We start from the raw sequence: 15,861 nt of genomic DNA, 5'->3' as shown, positions 1-15,861 counted from the left end.
CGTACATGATCGACACCGCGGGGGAGCCGATGCGCGCAGCGATCGCGCCCTGGATCGACATTGGCGTGACGGGTGCCGACCGTTTCGAAGCCCTGCTCTTCCCGGCCATCGACGAGGCGTTGGAGACGCTGGGCGAGCGGTCAACGGATCCCCGGCGCTGGGCGCTGGCGCTCGGTCTGCCAAGCGCCCGACCGGGACTGGCAGAGACGCTGACGAGCGATCTGCTCGCCCGAATCCGTGAGCGCTACGGCCGCGCGCTGCAGGGTGTCGCTGCGTTCGAGAACGGCCACGCCGCAGGCCTGCTGGGCCTGCGGGCCGCCACGGCCAAGCTGCGCAGCGGCGGCCTGGACGGTTGCATCGTCGCCGGTGTCGACAGCTGGATCGAGCCCGAAACGCTGGAATGGCTGGAGCAGTGCGACCAGTTGCACGGCGCCGGACCGCTGAACAATGCCTGGGGTTTCATCCCCGGTGAAGGGGCGGGCGCCCTGTTGCTGGTGAGCGAGGGCATGGCCTCCTCGCTCGACCTGCCACCGCTGGCCCGCGTGCTCGCAGTGGGTGCGTCGCATGAGCCCAAGCGCATCAAGACCGAAACGGTGTGCATCGGTGAAGGACTGACGGCGGCATTTCGAGAGGCACTCGCGGCGCTGCCACCTGGAGCCCAGGTCAGCGACATCTATTGCGACATGAACGGTGAGCCGTACCGTGCCGACGAATTCGGGTTCACGGCACTGCGGACCAAGGAGCACTTCGAGTCCGCGTCGGACTTCATCGCACCGGCAGACACTTGGGGCGACGTGTCCGCAGCCAGCGGCCCCCTTCACCTTGTGCTTGCCTGCGCGGCGGCACAGAAGCACTATGCGCGTGGCCCCTACGCATTCGCATGGGCCAGCGCCGAGATGGGCGAGCGCGCGGCAGCCGTGTTGGCCTGCGCCACGCCTGCGGCCAGGAGAGCCTGACCATGCCGGTCACCGTTAAGGTCAACGGAGTCGCAAACTCGCTGGTCCACAAGGGCAGCAACGGCATCTCTATCGCGACCATCCCCGACGTCTGCAAGACCCCCTCGCCGGGCGGGCCGGTGCCGATTCCCTATCCCAACATCAGCCAATCGGCCACCCTGGACAAGGGCACCACGACGGTCAAGGCCGACGGCGGCATGATGATCGCCACCAAGGGCAGCGAGTTCAGCCTGAGCAACGGCGACAACGCGGGCGTGGCAGGTGGCGTCAAGTCATCGACCTTCATGAAGGAGAGTACGTGGATCCTGTATTCCTTCGACGTGAAGATGGATGGAAGCAATGCTTGCCGGTTGACGGACAAGAAGTTTCAGAATCATGAGAATGCGGCAGATTTGTCGGGGAACATACAGAGCCCGATAGCGCCGATGCCTCCAGGGTGCGATGTAGCGACGAGTGCTGCAACTGCGGCGAACGAAAGACTCCCAGAGCATGTAAAGGAAGATAGCTACGTTGTGGCGGGCGCGAAGTACCACGCTGCCCCAAACGAAATGATCGCTCCGATTGCGATTGGAGTCAGCGGAGGTGCTTTACGTCCTTCTCAGATTGTGATTGGCGGGAAATACAGCGGCTTTTCAAGGGGAATCAAACGGGGCCAGCCTTCGAATGTAAAGTGCCCAGATCATCCCAATGGATTCGGGTATTCGAAACAAGGTAGACCGAAGGAGGGGCACGCCGAGTCGAGGATTATCGAAGATATTTTCAAGCAGACCGCTCCGGGAGCCCCGACAGGAACCTTGTATCTGAAAGTAGTAGGGGAACCAATATGTCCCGACTGCCGTGCACTGATAGATTGCGCGAAGGCAGCCGGTCTGAATGTGGTTGAATGCCCTTAACGGAGCACCGATAATGAGCTACGAATTTCCGCCGTATGTACACAGATTTGGGCGTGTACGGCCTTTGTCCAGCGACCGCTGGGACGACTGGGATCCGTACGCCAAGATCGCTCTGCCCGATCCGGAACTGAAGGCCAAGTTGACGCGCACTTCGAACTGCGCCATCACGGCATTTTCCCTAGGTTGTGCTGAGTGGGTGGTGGGCGCGTTGCCTCCCGGGGATCATCTGGCAGAAAGCGTTGAGTACCTCGAAGCGTTTTGGGTATACGTCTTCGGATTTCGAGACGCAGTGCCTACCGAGACGGAAGACAACGAATGGAAAGGTCCGATCCGAGGTCCGGTCAACCTGTGTTTGATGACGGTCCTCAACACCATCATCTTGGCCGAGTTTGGTTCTCCAGCACAGAACGGAGCGTTCGCTGCCAGCATCGCTATGCATGTACTCGGAAATACCACAACCTTCCTGACATGGCGGAACGTGGTTGTTGAGCGCCTGCTGCTGCACTGCGAGCGTGACGCGGACAACGAAGATGGTGGTCCAATACCGCGAGAGTTGCTCGATCCGTCACGTCCGTACGATCCAGGCGAAGCGTCATCGCTGGTTCAGTCAGCCATTGATAACGTCGACTTTCGCCGAAATCGATGGCTAAGGACACTGGCAATCTGAAAAGTCGGTCATCTTCACACCTCCTGATAACTAGTCGGCCCTGCGAAATTCATTTCCCGCCGACTGCGAGCGGTGCCGGCACGAGCGCGGCGCACAAGGCGATCGACGCCAGGCAGCGGCCAATGCGGGTCTCCAGGGCATCCAGTCCAGCCCGACGACCAATTGGTGTAGTCACCAGGTACGTATTCACCCCCTCCCCAGAACGTCCAGGGAAGAACGGGGTCAGGGAAGAACGGGGTCAGGTCTTGCTTTTTTGCTAAGACCCAGAACACACATCACCCTGCCGCCCCACATGACCTTCGTCCCTATCCCCCACCCCCGCGCGTCCCCACCATCGCGCCCCGGAGGTCCATCCCATGGCACTGCTGGCACCGACGCGGGACTTGCTGGTCTACCTGCGCACGCACCCTGACCTGCGCGCTCGCATCCGCGCGCGGCCGGGGGCGACGCTCCTGTACGCCGGGGCCTTCTTCCGGCCGATCTGGAAGGAGATCCTCATGCACAAGCAGAGCGATCCCCAACTGGCATCCAAGCAGATCCTGCCGGAGGTGCTGGCCACACTGACAGGGCCGGGCATGCCGCATCCGAACCTGCTGGCCTGGGTGCAGGCCATCGATGCGCTGCAACCCTGGGCGGAGAACGGCTTCATCGCCTGGCGGGCGCTGTCGGGGATCTTTGTGGCTAATGCGGTGGGTGCCGTGTCGTTCTCGATCGGCGCGCCCGTCTCGAAGGCCAACAAGGTGTTCGCGGCCACCGAGGTCGGCGTGCTGACGCGCAACCCGAACGTGGACGGCACGACACGGGACCTGGTGGCCTACTTTCAGCGCTGCCTGCAGTCGCGGCAGGCGGACCTCAACGTCGGTTTCCTGGCGAAGGAGCAAGCATGATCGAGCAGTACTTCAGGCCCGGCGTCCGCTTCCTGTGGACCAAGCCGAACGATGCGGTCGGGCCCACGGATGGATCGATCGTGCCCAGTGTCATGCTGGCCAACCCGATGTCCTACGACGGGCTGGACGGGCACGCGGCGGTGGTCGACCCGGCCCTCCTGGCCGCCCATGCGGCGGCGGTGCTCGGCCTGGCGATGGGGGCGCCGGTGCCCCATGTGTGGCTCGACTACGCGCCCGGGCGCACGGCCCAGCGGCCGGTGGGCGGCGGCGACATCCTGACCGGCTACATGAGCGGCTGCCTGATCGTGCGCGGCACGTTCGGTGGGGTGCCAAGCGCCCTGCATGTGGGCACCATCGACGGCCAGCCAGCCATCAATCAGGTCGTCAAGCGACAACTGGCCCAGCAACTGCCGGCGGATGCCACCGCGTTCAACCCGGCCGGGGCCTGGACGCCCGGTGAGATCGGCACGCTGCAGAACCGCCTCGGCGGCGCACCCGTGGCCGCAGCGAACGTGCTGGCACTGGTGACGGCGGCGGGGGTGTTCCACTCGATCCTGATGTTCAACGTCGCGGTCAACCAGGCCTGGAATAACCCGGCGGGCCGCCGGTACTGGTGTGTCGGCGGCCGCAAGCAGGTGGCGGCGATGAGCCGTGTCCAGCTGATGGCGAAGCTGCTGTCCTGACGAGGCGCCGCAGCACCGGAGGGGCCGACCATGACCTTCGGCCCTGTCCGACCGGCCCGGGCCGGTGGACAGTGAGGGCCGGTCCATCGGCATCCACCACCATGAGCGCTGCCCCCATCCCTTCATCCTCCCCCGTCATCGCCTGCGCCCGGCGGCATCTGCAGACTGCCGCGGCATCGGTGCTGCTCGGGTTTGCCGCACTGCTCGTCGGCTGCGCCTCGTCCAGCAGCCAGGGCAGCGGCGTGTTCGGCTCGAACCGGCCGGCCACCGCCTCGGGGCAAAACGCTGCCGCGCGGGCAGAAAGCTCCACTTACCGCCCCGCCGAGTACGTCAATGCGGCCAGGAAGGGGCCGCGCGTGATCGTGCTGCCGGGCGAGATCAAGAGTGCGCACACCAGCTTCCGCATCTCGCCCAACAACATCGCCGACTTCGGCGAATTGGAACTGGGCCGGGCCAACTTCACCGTGTTGGAGCGGGCGGCATTGGGTTCGATGGTGCGGGAGATGCAGACCGCCTATGCGCTGGGCAACGAGGCGCAGGCGCGCCGGCTGTTTGACCGGGGGCAACTGCAGTCGACGCGGTGGATCGTCAAGTTCGATGTGCTGAAGGCCGAGCCGGTGACCGAATCCAGTTCGGGCTTCGACGGCAGCACCGTTGGCAAGGTCATCGACATCGTGGCCGGTGGCAGCAAGGCTGGGCAGCTCGGCGGTGTGGCCGCCGATTCGACCCGTACGGCCGAGCAGGCCAAGGCCTGGCTGATCGGCATGCGCTACAAGATCCTCGATGCGGCCACCACGGAGCAGGTGGCGACCGGCTACTTCGAGGAGCGCATGAGCACGAGCCGGCAGTCGTCGAGTTTCCTGGGCATCAAGAGCGGTTCGGCCGATCTGGTGACCCTGGACACGATGGTGCAGTACCTGGTGCAGAAGTGCGTCACCGAGGTGGACGCCAGGCACAAGTAGCCGGGTTCAGCCCATGCACGCCGGTATCCGGACCTGCAGATGACATTCGGCTTCGATTCGCGGGTCGCGACAGGGGTTGCCGTCCAGCGTGCGTTGTTGCTCGCCCGCCGGCTGCTGCTGCCCTGGCTGTTCGGCCTGATGCTCGCAGGCCTGGCAGGGCAGGCGAGCGCTGCCGGGACGCAGGCACCGGCGCGCGTGGCACTGGTGATCGGCAATGCGGCGTACCGCAACGCCCCGCTCAGCAATCCAGGCAACGATGCCAAGGCCATGGCGCAGCAGCTGGAGCAGTTGGGCTTCCACGTGATCCGGGTCCAGGACGGCACGCAGCAGCAGATGTTCCAGGCCGTCCGTTCCTTCGGTGATGCCCTGCGCGGCGGTGTCGGGCTGTTCTACTTCGCCGGGCATGGCGTGCAGGTCAAGGGGCGCAATTTCCTGATCCCGGTCGATGCGCAGATCGAGCGCGAGGACGAGGTGCCCTACAAGGCGCTGGACGTGGGCCTGGTGCTGGAGAAGATGGAGGCGGCGCGCAACCCGCTGAACATCGTGATCCTGGATGCCTGCCGCAACAACCCCTTCGCCCGCGGCCTGCGCTCGGCCAGCAGCGGGGGTGGCCTGGCGCAGATGGACGCGCCGTCGGGCTCGCTGGTGGCCTTCGCGACCGCACCGGGTGCCACCGCGGAAGACGGCCGGGGCGCCAACGGCCTGTACACCAGCCACCTGCTGCGGCAGATGGCGGTACTGGGGCTGCCTATCGAGGAGGTGTTCAAGCGCACCCGCGTGGCGGTGAAGCAGGAATCTGGCGGGCGGCAGATCCCCTGGGAGAGCACCTCGCTGGAAGGGGCCTTCTTCTTCGCGGGCGCCGCCGGTGGCGCGGCGCCGACCGGTGCGGCCGGGCAGCGCGGGCTCAGTGAGAAGGAACTGTGGGACGTCATCGCCGGCGCGGGGACGGCGTCGGGCTATCGGGCCTACCTGGAGAAGTACCCGCAGGGCGCCTATGCCGATCAGGCCCAAGCCCGGCTGGCGGCTGCCACCGCCACGTCATCGACCCGCACGCCGGAGGCCGATCGGCCCGGCAGCAGGCCACCCCCACCTGGCACGCCGGCAGCACCGGGCGCAGGCTTCTCCTTCTCGGCCGCCGAGGCGCAGCTGGACCGCCAGAGCAGCGCCGGCCGCGTCAGCGCGGCGCGCCGGGCCCTGGCGGACATGCCCTGCCCACCTGAGCGGCGCCGCGCGCGGGTGCAGCTGCAGGTCGGCGAATCGGCCCGGGGAGCGATTCTGGGCCCAGCGCTCGCCGCGTTCCTGCGCGAGGCCGGGGTGCGGGTGGTGAGTCAGGGCACGTCGGAGTACAGAGTGCGCGGCAGCGCCAGCACGCAGGTCGGCCTGGACTGGTCCTCGGGTCTGAAGGAAGTGTCGGTCACTTCGGTGCTGGAGCTGGCTGGCCCGCGGGGTCCCGTGCTGCCCAGCCGGGTGGTGAGGAACGAAACCTATGCCGGCCGCGATGTGTCCGGCGCAGTGGGTGAACTGGTGCAGCGGCAGGCGGGTGAATGGGCCGTGCAGCTCTTCGAGGCCATCTGCACCCATTGAGTCGATGAAAGCGCTCAACCCAACCTGAGTTCGACAGACGTCCAATGAATGCAAACAACGACATCAACGTCGATCGAATGCGCTGCGCCACCGCAGACCCCAACCACGCGTACGGCTCGCTGGCCTCGTGTCTCATGGGGTCCGCCAGGAAGGCATTGCGCAACGCAGCCACCCTGCTGGCGGCATTCGCGGCCTGTTGGCTGGGCACGCTGGGGTTGACGGCCTGCGCCCAGCAATCCCATGGCACGCAGTTCAACGCTGATGGAGTCGCGCTGTCGCGTTGGTTTGCGAGCCACGAGGTGTGGCAGTTCTTTCGGCCTACAGGCAACTGGAGAGCGGTCCGCGGCGAACGGGCCGAACCACCCGGCGAAGAGCGATTCGTCTTTCAACTCGACAGCCCCGACCCCAAGTACCACTACCTTGTCGTCGTCGAGGCGGTCCCAGCCGGGCGATTCATTGATGCGCCAACATACGAACGGCAAAAACTTTCGGACTTGGCAGCCGACCCTGGCGCCGTAGCCGACTATCCGACGATTTGCCTGCGTGCCAAGCGCAGGACGTTTGGATTCGGCCCCGGCGGGGCGCTCTATGGAATGGACATGACCCTACCGAACGGGAAAAGCGATATCAGGATCACCGTCAGCAATCGAATGTCCGCATCCATCGAGCCACCTTCGTTTGACATGGACGGATTTGCGATGTGGATCTGCACCCATTCCGGGGCAGACTGAGCTGGTTTTTAGTTTGTAATGCCCACCGAGCCGGAGAATGTCCATGACCGACCATCTTGCAGGCCTTGCACCGGCTCGCGTCGCGAGCTGGTATCGAAGGCTAGCCGACCGAATTGCGCGAGAAACCGTGAATGGTCAAGAGCCTCTGGCATCGGTATTTCTAAGGCACTGGCTCGACAATCGTGATCCGCAATCGACCTATCGATTTTCTCCGCCACGCCATCTTCAGACCAGTCGATATGTACTTGAAGTCCTCAGATACCAACGTGCCGTATTCCTAACCAGTCAGCGAGCCAGAACACCCCGCGGCGAGCGGTGGGCAGGCGTCATACCACGACTGCAGGGTCTGAGCGGGTTTCAGCATTGGGATGGGAGTAGGCCGATCGTCATGGACTACGAGAGTCTCGTCGAGATTGGCAATGGCATCATGGATCTCGTTCGCATCCAGACACAGGGCACCGCCGAGGAACGCGACCTGCTGACCGCGCTGAGGGGGTTCCAGATGCACAGCCAAGTGACGGTGTCGTGTCAATCCATGGCGGCCAGTCGACGCAGGATTCTGTTTGCTTCTTGGCAGTCCCAGGCCATCGATCGGTACGACTGGGACTACAGTGAACATCTGACCGTCCCGAATCCTGATTTCCAGAGCAGCTCACCCGATGCGGTGTGCCCTCAGGATCGCACACTCACGGTGTACCACTCCAACGCCAGAAGGATTGAACTGGCGCAATTGGCTGCACCTTTCAACGTTGCCAGCGATTTCTGGGCTGTGACCGATCCGCAAGTGGCTGGCCCAGCTGAGGTGGATTTAAGCCGGTCGCTGTGAACGGATTCCATCGGAAGAAAGGTGATCCCCCCACGGCCGTCCGGATGGGCCTGCAGGACCATTGGCCTGGTTCAAATGGATGGTGATTGAGTCAGACTCCTCGTGCCTGCATACGACCGCCGAGGCCGGACGCTCAGAGCGTCAACCCTGGCGCACACAGCGCGATGCCCGGATAACCATGCCAGCCTTCAGCCGCCCCCCCATCCCGGCCATCGTCTCCCAGCACGTCGAGGAGGCCGCCCACCTGCGCCATGTGCGCTCGGTGCTGGTGCGTGCGCCGCATGTGAAGCTGCACCAGCTGGGCCGGCTCGATGAGCGCATTGCGGCGCACCTGGACGGGATCGCGGTCGCGGGGGACTTCGGCCTGCAGCTGTGCCGGCAGGCGCTGGAGTCACCGACTGCCGGGCCGGTGTTCGCGCTGGCGGTGCAGGCGCTGGAGTCGCGTGACGAGGCCGGGCTGCAGCGGCTGTTTGCCCTGGCTGCGGCCGAGCCGGCGGCCGAGCGCGGGCTGCTGAGTGCCTTCGGCTGGGTGCCGGCCGATGCGCTGCGGGGCACGATCCGAGACCTGCTGGCCAGTGGCGACGCGCTGCGGCAGGCCACCGGGTTGGCGGCCTGTGCGATGCACCGGGTCGACCCCGGGGCTGCGCTGGTGGCGGCGCTGGGCGCCAAGGATGAGCGGCTGCGCTTGCGAGCCCTGCGCGTGGCAGGCGAGGTGGGCCGGCAGGACGTGCTGCCGCAGGTGGAGGCGGCGCTGCAACTTGCGCTGCAGACCGGCTCGGCTGCAACATCCGCCAGCGACCCGGCCAGCGCGGCGGCGCTGTTCTGGTCGGCCCGCTCGGCGCTGCTGCTGGGCCAGCACGGTGTGGCGCTGGATGCCCTGGCCAACGTGGCCGAGGGCGTCGGCCCGCACAGTGACGCTGCGGCCACGTGGGCGCTGAAGGCGCTGGACCTGGAGCGCGCCCGCGCCCACCTGCGCTACTGGGCGGCGCGCTCACGTGAAACGACGCCCGCGGCGGCCATGGCACGGCGGCGGCTGATTCAGCGCTGCGGCGTCGTGGGCGATCCGCATGTCATCCCCTGGCTGATCCAGCAGATGGCCGACCTGAGCGTGAGCCGGCTGGCGGGCGAGGCGTTCACGGCGATCACCGGGGCCGATCTGGCCGGGCTGGACCTGGAGCGCAAGCCGCCGGAGGACGCGGGCGACGGCCGCTATGGCGGCCCGACCGAGGACCCGGCCGATGACCACGTGGCGCTGGATGAGGATGAAAGCCTGCCCTGGCCCGATGCCGCGCGGGTGCAGGGCTGGTGGGAACAGCACCAGGGCAATTTCCCGGCCGGGCAGCGCTTCTTCCTGGGGCAGCCACCCTCGCCCACACATGCACTGACCGTCCTGCGCGAGGGCATGCAGCGCCAGCGCACGGACGCGGCGCAGTGGCGTGCCCTGCTGGCACCGGGTGAGCAGGCGCTATTCCCGACCGCGGCGCCCACGCGGCGCCAGCAGCGCTGGCTGCAGGCAACGGCCCATTGAAGGGGTGACCATGGATGCAGGACGATGGATCGCGGCGGCCCTGTGCTCGCTGCTCTCGCTGCTGGGCAGCGCACCGGTGGCGGCGGGCGTGCCGGCGGCGGGCGACGTGGTGGAGGGCGCCATCGAGCTGGGCCTGCTGAAGAAGATCCCGTTGCCGCAGGGCCGCTGGCGGGTGGTGGAACGCCATGACGAGGAGACCCGCCTCACCGGGTCATGGAAGCCGAGCCAGACGATGCATCACCTCGTGCTGGTGAACACGCAGCAGCCATCGGACATCAGCGCACTGCTGCTGGAGTTCTCTGCCTTCGCCCAGGTCAACTGGAGCGGCCAGCCCTGCGACTCGGCCGCACAACGGTCCAACGTGCTGGTGGTGAACGCTTTCGAGACGGGTACCAACAGCGTGGTGGTGCGCTGCAACCAGCTGCACACCTTCCCGAACCTGCGCTCCACCGTGCATCGGGCCACGGGCAGCAAGAATGCGTGGGTGGCACAGCACCTGGGGCCCCTTGCCGGCCAGGCCGGCCTCTTCGCGGTGAACGGGCTGGTGCAGCAGGGCTACCTGTCCCGGCTCAATGGCGACCGCATCGGGTATGTCGCCTACCTGGACCCGACCCAGCAGGGGCTGGACGACGGCGCCGAGGCGATGCCGCAGTTCAAGCGCGCCGTCGGCGATCGCCAGGGAACGGCGGGCCGCTACCTGGCTGCACTGACGACCTGGGCCGAGGCTTACACCGCACAGCTGGAGCGCTACTTCCTGTCGGGTTCTGGTTTCGGCAAGCCCGAGGCGATGGCGCTGCTGCTGCCACGCTCCGAGGGGCGAACCGCCACCGCAGCCCCCACCAACGTGCCTGCGACGAGGCCAACCTCTGCACCTACGCCCGCGCCATCATCTTCAACGTGGCCTTCCCCACCCTCTTCGCCGCCACCGTCGACAACGCCGTCCCCCGCCCCCACGGCACCCACTGGCCCCACCGCTGCTGCGTCGACGGCCCGCCCTGCGCCCAAGGCCACGGCCACCGTCCCTGCTACGGCTGGGCTCAAGGCCCACGCGCTGGTGATCGGCAACTCGGCCTACCCGAGCGCTCCGCTGACGAACCCGCGCAATGACGCGGCGGCAATCAGCCAGCGGCTGCGGGCCTACGGGCTGCAGGTACAGCTGCTGCAGGACGCCTCACGGCGGCAGCTGGTGGCCGCGCTGGCGGCGTTCGCCACGCAGGCCCAGGATGCGGACGTGGTGGTGCTCTTCTACGCTGGCCACGGCATGCAGGTGAATGGCGTGAACTACCTGATCCCCATCGACCTGGACCTGGCCAGCGGCCGGTCGATCAACGTCGCGCTGGAGGCGGTATCGCTCAACACCCTGCTGGAGGACCACCTGCCGGGGCGCACCAAGATCGTCTTCCTCGATGCCTGCCGGGACAACCCGCTGGCACGTTCACTCGCGGGCAGCCGCGGCAGTTCGCGCGGGCTGGCGGCAGTGAACGCGGCCACCGGCACGCTGATCTCCTTCGCCACCCGCGACGGCAGCACCGCCGCCGATGGCGCCGGGCGCAACAGCCCCTACACCACCGCGCTGCTGGAGCACCTGGACGAGGCCGAGGACATCGCCCTGGTGCTGCGCCGGGTGCGCCAGAAGGTCATGGCCAGCACACGCGGCGTGCAGGAACCCTGGGAGTACGGCTCGCTGATCGGCGACAAGCTGGTGCTGTCGCAGCTGGCCCGGCGGCCATGAAAAAGGCCACCCGAAGGTGGCCTCGCACGACAGCGGAAGACCGGTCTGCCGAGGTCAGCCGCGGGCTGCCGCCAGTGCCGCGTTGAAGGTGGCGCTCGGGCGCATCACGGCCTTCACCTTGTCGCTGTCGGCCATGTAGTAGCCACCGATGTCCACCGCGTGGCCCTGCACCGCGGCGAGTTCCGCGATGATCGTGGCCTCGTTCTCGGCCAGGGTCTTCGCCAGGGGGGCGAAGTGGGCCGCCAGTGCGGCATCTTCAGTCTGAGCCGCCAGCTCCTGGGCCCAGTACATCGACAGATAGAACTGGCTGCCGCGGTTGTCCAGCTGGCCGGTCTTGGGCGACGGGCCCTTGTTGTTGTCCAGCAGCTTGCCGGTGGCCGCGTCCAGGGTCTTGGCGAGGATCTTGGCCTTGGCGTTGCTGGTCTTGATGCCCAGGTCTTCCAGCGACACGGCCAGCGCCAGGAACTCACCCAGGCTGTCCCAGCGCAGGTGGTTTTCTTCCACCAGCTGCTGCACGTGCTTGGGAGCCGAGCCGCCCGCGCCCGTCTCGTACATGCCACCACCGGCCATCAGCGGCACGATGGACAGCATCTTGGCGCTGGTGCCCAGCTCCATGATCGGGAACAGGTCGGTCAGGTAATCGCGCAGGATGTTGCCGGTGGCGCTGATGGTGTCCTGGCCGCGGATGACGCGCTCCAGCGTGTAGCGCATGGCGCGCACCTGGCTCATGATCTGGATGTCCAGCCCGGCGGTGTTGTGCTCGTGCAGGTACATCTTGACCTTGGTGATCAGCTGCGCCTCGTGCGGACGGTAGGAGTCCAGCCAGAACACCACCGGCATGCCGGAGTTGCGGGCGCGCGTGACGGCCAGCTTCACCCAGTCGCGGATCGCGGCGTCCTTGCACTGGCACATGCGCCAGATGTCGCCGGCTTCCACGTCCTGGCTCAGCAGCACCTCGCCGGTGTTGTTGTCGGTGATGTTGGCCACGCCGTCTTCGGTGATTTCGAAGGTCTTGTCGTGCGAGCCGTACTCTTCGGCCTGCTGCGCCATCAGGCCCACGTTCGGCACCGTGCCCATGGTCTTCGGGTCGAAGGCGCCATGCCACTTGCAGAAGTTGATCATCTCCTGGTAGATGCGGGCGAAGGTCGACTCCGGCATCACGGCCTTGACGTCCTTCAAGCGGCCGTCGGCGCCCCACATCTTGCCGCCGTTGCGGATCATCGCCGGCATGGAGGCGTCGACGATCACGTCGTTGGGCGAGTGGAAGTTGGTGATGCCCTTGGCCGAGTCCACCATCGCCAGTTCCGGGCGATGCTCGTGGCAGGCGTGCAGGTCACGCTTGATCTCGTCCTGCTTGCTCTGCGGCAGCGAGGCGATCTTGTTGTACAGATCGACCATGCCGTTGTTGACGTTGACGCCCAGCTCCTCGAACAGCTTGGCGTGCTTCTCGAACGCCTCCTTGTAGAAGATCTTGACGCAGTGGCCGAACACGATGGGGTGCGACACCTTCATCATGGTCGCCTTGACGTGCAGCGAGAACATCACGCCGGTCTTGCGGGCGTCCTCGATCTCGCGCTCGTAGAAGGCCAGCAACGCCTTCTTGCTCATGAACATGCTGTCGATGACCTCGCGGTCCAGCAGCTTGGTACTGGGCTTGAGGACGATGGTCTGGCCGCTCTTGGTGATGAGCTCCATGCGCACGTCGCGGGCGCGGTCCAGCGTCATGGACTTTTCGCCGTGGTAGAAGTCGCCGGCATGCATGTGCGAGACGTGCGAGCGCGAGGCCTGGCTCCACTCGGCCATGCTATGCGGGTTCTTGCGGGCGTATTCCTTGACGGCGCGGGGCGCGCGGCGGTCGGAGTTGCCCTCGCGCAGCACCGGGTTCACCGCCGAGCCGATGCACTTGCCGTAGCGGGCCCGGATGGCCTTCTCTTCATCGGTCTTGGGCGCTTCCGGATAGTCGGGAATCGCATAGCCCTTGCCCTGCAGCTCCTTGATCGCGGCCTTGAGCTGGGCCACCGAGGCGCTGATGTTGGGCAGCTTGATGATGTTGGCTTCCGGGCGCAGCGTCAGCTTGCCCAGTGCGGCCAGGTTGTCCGGCACGCGCTGTTCCTCGGTCAGGAAGTCCGGGAACTCGCCCAGGATGCGCCCGGCCACCGAGATGTCGCTGGTCTGGACGCTCACACCGGCCGGCGCGGTGAAGGCGCGGATGACGGGCAGGAAGGCGCAGGTCGCCAGCAGGGGCGCCTCATCGGTCAGCGTGTAGATGATGGTGGACTGCTGCTCGCTCATCAGGAATCTCCTCGGATCGGTATGTGGAAGCCACTTGCCGTGTGACAGTGCACGGCAACATCGAAAGATGCTCGATTCTGCTTTCGGCGGTCTGACCCGGGCACGGTTTTTTGAATCGCCATCCCATGATGCAAAATTTTCTGCGTGGCTGACACAAAAAAAAGGCCACCCTGCGGGGTGGCCTGTGCTGCATCTGTTTCGCGACGGGGCCTGATCAGCCCGGGGAGACCAGGTCCTTGATCTGCGACAGCGCGGCCGGGTCTTCCATCGTCGTCAGGTCGCCGGCGTCGCGGCCTTCGCAGACCGCCTGGATGGCGCGGCGCAGCACCTTGCCCGAGCGGGTCTTGGGCAGCACGTTGACGAACTTGACCATCGCCGGGCGCGCCACGGCGCCAAGCTGGCCGTCCACCACCTTCATGATCTCGGCTTCCAGCGCCTTGGCCTGCTCCGGCGAAGCGGCCTTGCTGACATCCTTCAGCACCGCGAAGGCCACCGCGACCTGGCCCTTGAGCTGGTCGGCCACGCCCACCACCGCCACTTCGGCGACGTTCGGGTGGCTGGAGATGCTCTCCTCGATCTCGCGGGTGCCCAGGCGGTGGCCGGCCACGTTGATCACGTCATCGGTGCGGCCCAGGATGTAGAAGTAGCCGTCCGCGTCCTTCACGCCCCAGTCGAAGGTGGAGTACATCACCTTGTTGTGGATGCTTGACCAGTAGGTGCTGACGTAGCGCTTGTCATCGCCCCAGACAGTCTGCAGGCAGCCCGGGGGCAGCGGGCCGTTGACGGCGATCACGCCCTTCTTGTTGGCCTCGGTGATTTCCTCGCCGGTGGTCTCGTCGATCAGCTTGACGTCGTAGCCGTAGACCGCCTTGCCCGGCGAGCCGAACTTGGTCGGTGCCGGCTCCACGCCGTTGCAGATGGCCATGATCGGCCAGCCGGTCTCGGTCTGCCAGTAGTTGTCGATGATGGGCTTGTTCAGCTCGCCACCGATCCAGGTGGCAGTCGGCTCGTCCAGCGGCTCGCCGGCCAGGAACAGCGCCTTCAGGCTGGAGAGGTCGTACTTCTTCAGGTAGGCCGGATCCTGCTTCTTCAGCACGCGCGCGGCGGTCGGCGCCGAGAACATCACCGTGACCTTGTACTTCTCGACCAGGCTCCACCAGATGCCGGCGTCCGGGCGGATCGGCAGGCCCTCGTACATGATCGTGGCCATGCCGTTGATCAGCGGGCCGTAGATGATGTAGCTGTGGCCTACCACCCAGCCGATGTCGGAGGTGCTGAAGTAGGTCTCGCCCGGGTTGCCCAGGTAGATGTGCTTCATCGACGCGGCCAGCGCGACGGTGTAGCCGGCGGTGTCGCGCTGCACGCCCTTGGGCTTGCCGGTGGTGCCCGAGGTGTAGAGGATGTAGCTGGGGTGGGTGGAATCAACCCACTCGCAGGGCACCACGGTGTCCATGTGCTGGGCGCGCAGCTCGGCGTAGTCGACGTCGCGGCCGTCGACCTTGGCGAACTCGGCCAGGCCGCGGTTGACCATCAGCACCTTGGCGGGCTTGTGGACCGAGAGGTTGATCGCCTCGTCCAGCAGGTGCTTGTACGGCACCGACTTGCCGCCGCGCATGCCGGCATCGGCACTGACGATGAGGGTCGGCTGGGCGTCGTCGATGCGGTTGGCCAGCGAGTGGCTGGCGAAGCCGCCGAACACCACCGAGTGGATCGCGCCGATGCGCACGCAGGCCAGCATCGCGAACGCCGCCTCGGCAATCATCGGCATGTAGATCAGGACGCGGTCGCCCTTCTTGACGCCCAGCGACTGGTAGATCGCCGCCATGCGCTGCACCTCGGCGTGCAGCTCGCGGAAGCTGTAGGCCTTCTCGGTGTTGGTCTCGGTGGAGACGAAGATCAGCGCGTTCTGGTCGGCCCGGTCCTTCAGGTGGCGGTCGACCGCGTTGTGGCAGAGGTTGGTCTCACCGCCCGCGAACCACTTGGCAAACGGCGGGTTGGAGTAGTCGCAGACCTGGTCGTAGGGCTTGTGCCAGTCGATCAACTGGGCCTGTTCGCCCCAGAAGCCGTCACGGTCTTCGATAGAGCGGCGATGGAATTCGGCGTAGGTCGTCACAGGCGGT

13 protein-coding genes are annotated in these 15,861 nt (G+C 66.2%); 11 read left to right on the top strand and 2 right to left on the bottom strand.

Annotated elements, in window-relative coordinates; all coding sequences use genetic code 11:
• The first annotated feature begins 5 nt into the window (after positions 1-5).
• The 11 genes from NGK70_RS09180 to NGK70_RS09130 all read left to right on the top strand — a co-directional run bounded on the left by NGK70_RS09180 (position 6) and on the right by NGK70_RS09130 (position 11,449).
• Positions 6-956: a beta-ketoacyl synthase N-terminal-like domain-containing protein gene (locus tag NGK70_RS09180; protein ID WP_251972939.1), complete on the top strand. Its 951-nt coding sequence runs from the start codon at positions 6-8 to the stop codon at positions 954-956.
• Between the two features lie 2 nt (positions 957-958).
• On the top strand, positions 959-1,849 hold the full coding sequence (locus NGK70_RS09175) for a DUF4150 domain-containing protein (RefSeq protein WP_251972938.1): 891 nt from the start codon (positions 959-961) through the stop codon (positions 1,847-1,849).
• A 13-nt stretch (positions 1,850-1,862) separates the two neighbouring features.
• A complete protein-coding gene (locus NGK70_RS09170) occupies positions 1,863-2,516 on the top strand; it encodes a hypothetical protein (protein WP_251972937.1) in 654 nt (217 codons plus the stop codon).
• 356 nt (positions 2,517-2,872) lie between these two features.
• Complete coding sequence (locus NGK70_RS09165) at positions 2,873-3,403, top strand: hypothetical protein (RefSeq protein ID WP_251972936.1); 531 nt, start codon at positions 2,873-2,875, stop codon at positions 3,401-3,403.
• Entirely contained in the window at positions 3,400-4,086 is a 687-nt protein-coding gene (locus NGK70_RS09160; RefSeq protein ID WP_251972935.1) for a hypothetical protein, read from the top strand. Before NGK70_RS09165 ends, NGK70_RS09160 begins: the two co-directional genes overlap by 4 nt.
• Before the next feature lie 101 nt (positions 4,087-4,187).
• Positions 4,188-5,048: a hypothetical protein gene (locus tag NGK70_RS09155; RefSeq protein ID WP_251972934.1), complete on the top strand. Its 861-nt coding sequence runs from the start codon at positions 4,188-4,190 to the stop codon at positions 5,046-5,048.
• A gap of 39 nt (positions 5,049-5,087) precedes the next feature.
• Positions 5,088-6,632: a caspase family protein gene (locus NGK70_RS09150; RefSeq protein WP_251972933.1), complete on the top strand. Its 1,545-nt coding sequence runs from the start codon at positions 5,088-5,090 to the stop codon at positions 6,630-6,632.
• A 44-nt stretch (positions 6,633-6,676) separates the two neighbouring features.
• Positions 6,677-7,363: a hypothetical protein gene (locus tag NGK70_RS09145; RefSeq protein ID WP_251972932.1), complete on the top strand. Its 687-nt coding sequence runs from the start codon at positions 6,677-6,679 to the stop codon at positions 7,361-7,363.
• A gap of 388 nt (positions 7,364-7,751) precedes the next feature.
• A complete protein-coding gene (locus NGK70_RS09140; protein WP_251972931.1) occupies positions 7,752-8,189 on the top strand; it encodes a hypothetical protein in 438 nt (145 codons plus the stop codon).
• 178 nt (positions 8,190-8,367) lie between these two features.
• The gene (locus NGK70_RS09135) at positions 8,368-9,717 is read left to right on the top strand and encodes a TIGR02270 family protein (protein ID WP_251972930.1); all 1,350 of its coding nucleotides are present in this window, start codon (positions 8,368-8,370) and stop codon (positions 9,715-9,717) included.
• Positions 9,718-9,727: 10 nt separating this feature from the next.
• A complete protein-coding gene (locus NGK70_RS09130) occupies positions 9,728-11,449 on the top strand; it encodes a caspase family protein (RefSeq protein WP_251972929.1) in 1,722 nt (573 codons plus the stop codon).
• A gap of 54 nt (positions 11,450-11,503) precedes the next feature.
• Here NGK70_RS09130 and NGK70_RS09125 read toward each other — a convergent pair whose 3' ends face one another.
• Positions 11,504-13,741, bottom strand: coding sequence for an NADP-dependent isocitrate dehydrogenase (locus tag NGK70_RS09125; protein WP_251972928.1), 2,238 nt, complete (start codon positions 13,739-13,741; stop codon positions 11,504-11,506).
• 214 nt (positions 13,742-13,955) lie between these two features.
• A complete protein-coding gene (locus tag NGK70_RS09120; RefSeq protein ID WP_251972927.1) occupies positions 13,956-15,854 on the bottom strand; it encodes a propionate--CoA ligase in 1,899 nt (632 codons plus the stop codon).
• Between the last annotated feature and the right edge of the window lie 7 nt (positions 15,855-15,861).

Source organism: Sphaerotilus microaerophilus (assembly GCF_023734135.1).
Taxonomy (GTDB): Bacteria; Pseudomonadota; Gammaproteobacteria; order Burkholderiales; family Burkholderiaceae_C; genus Sphaerotilus; species Sphaerotilus microaerophilus.
Note: the sequence above shows the minus strand (reverse complement) of the source record. Positions and strands in the feature narration are given on the sequence as shown.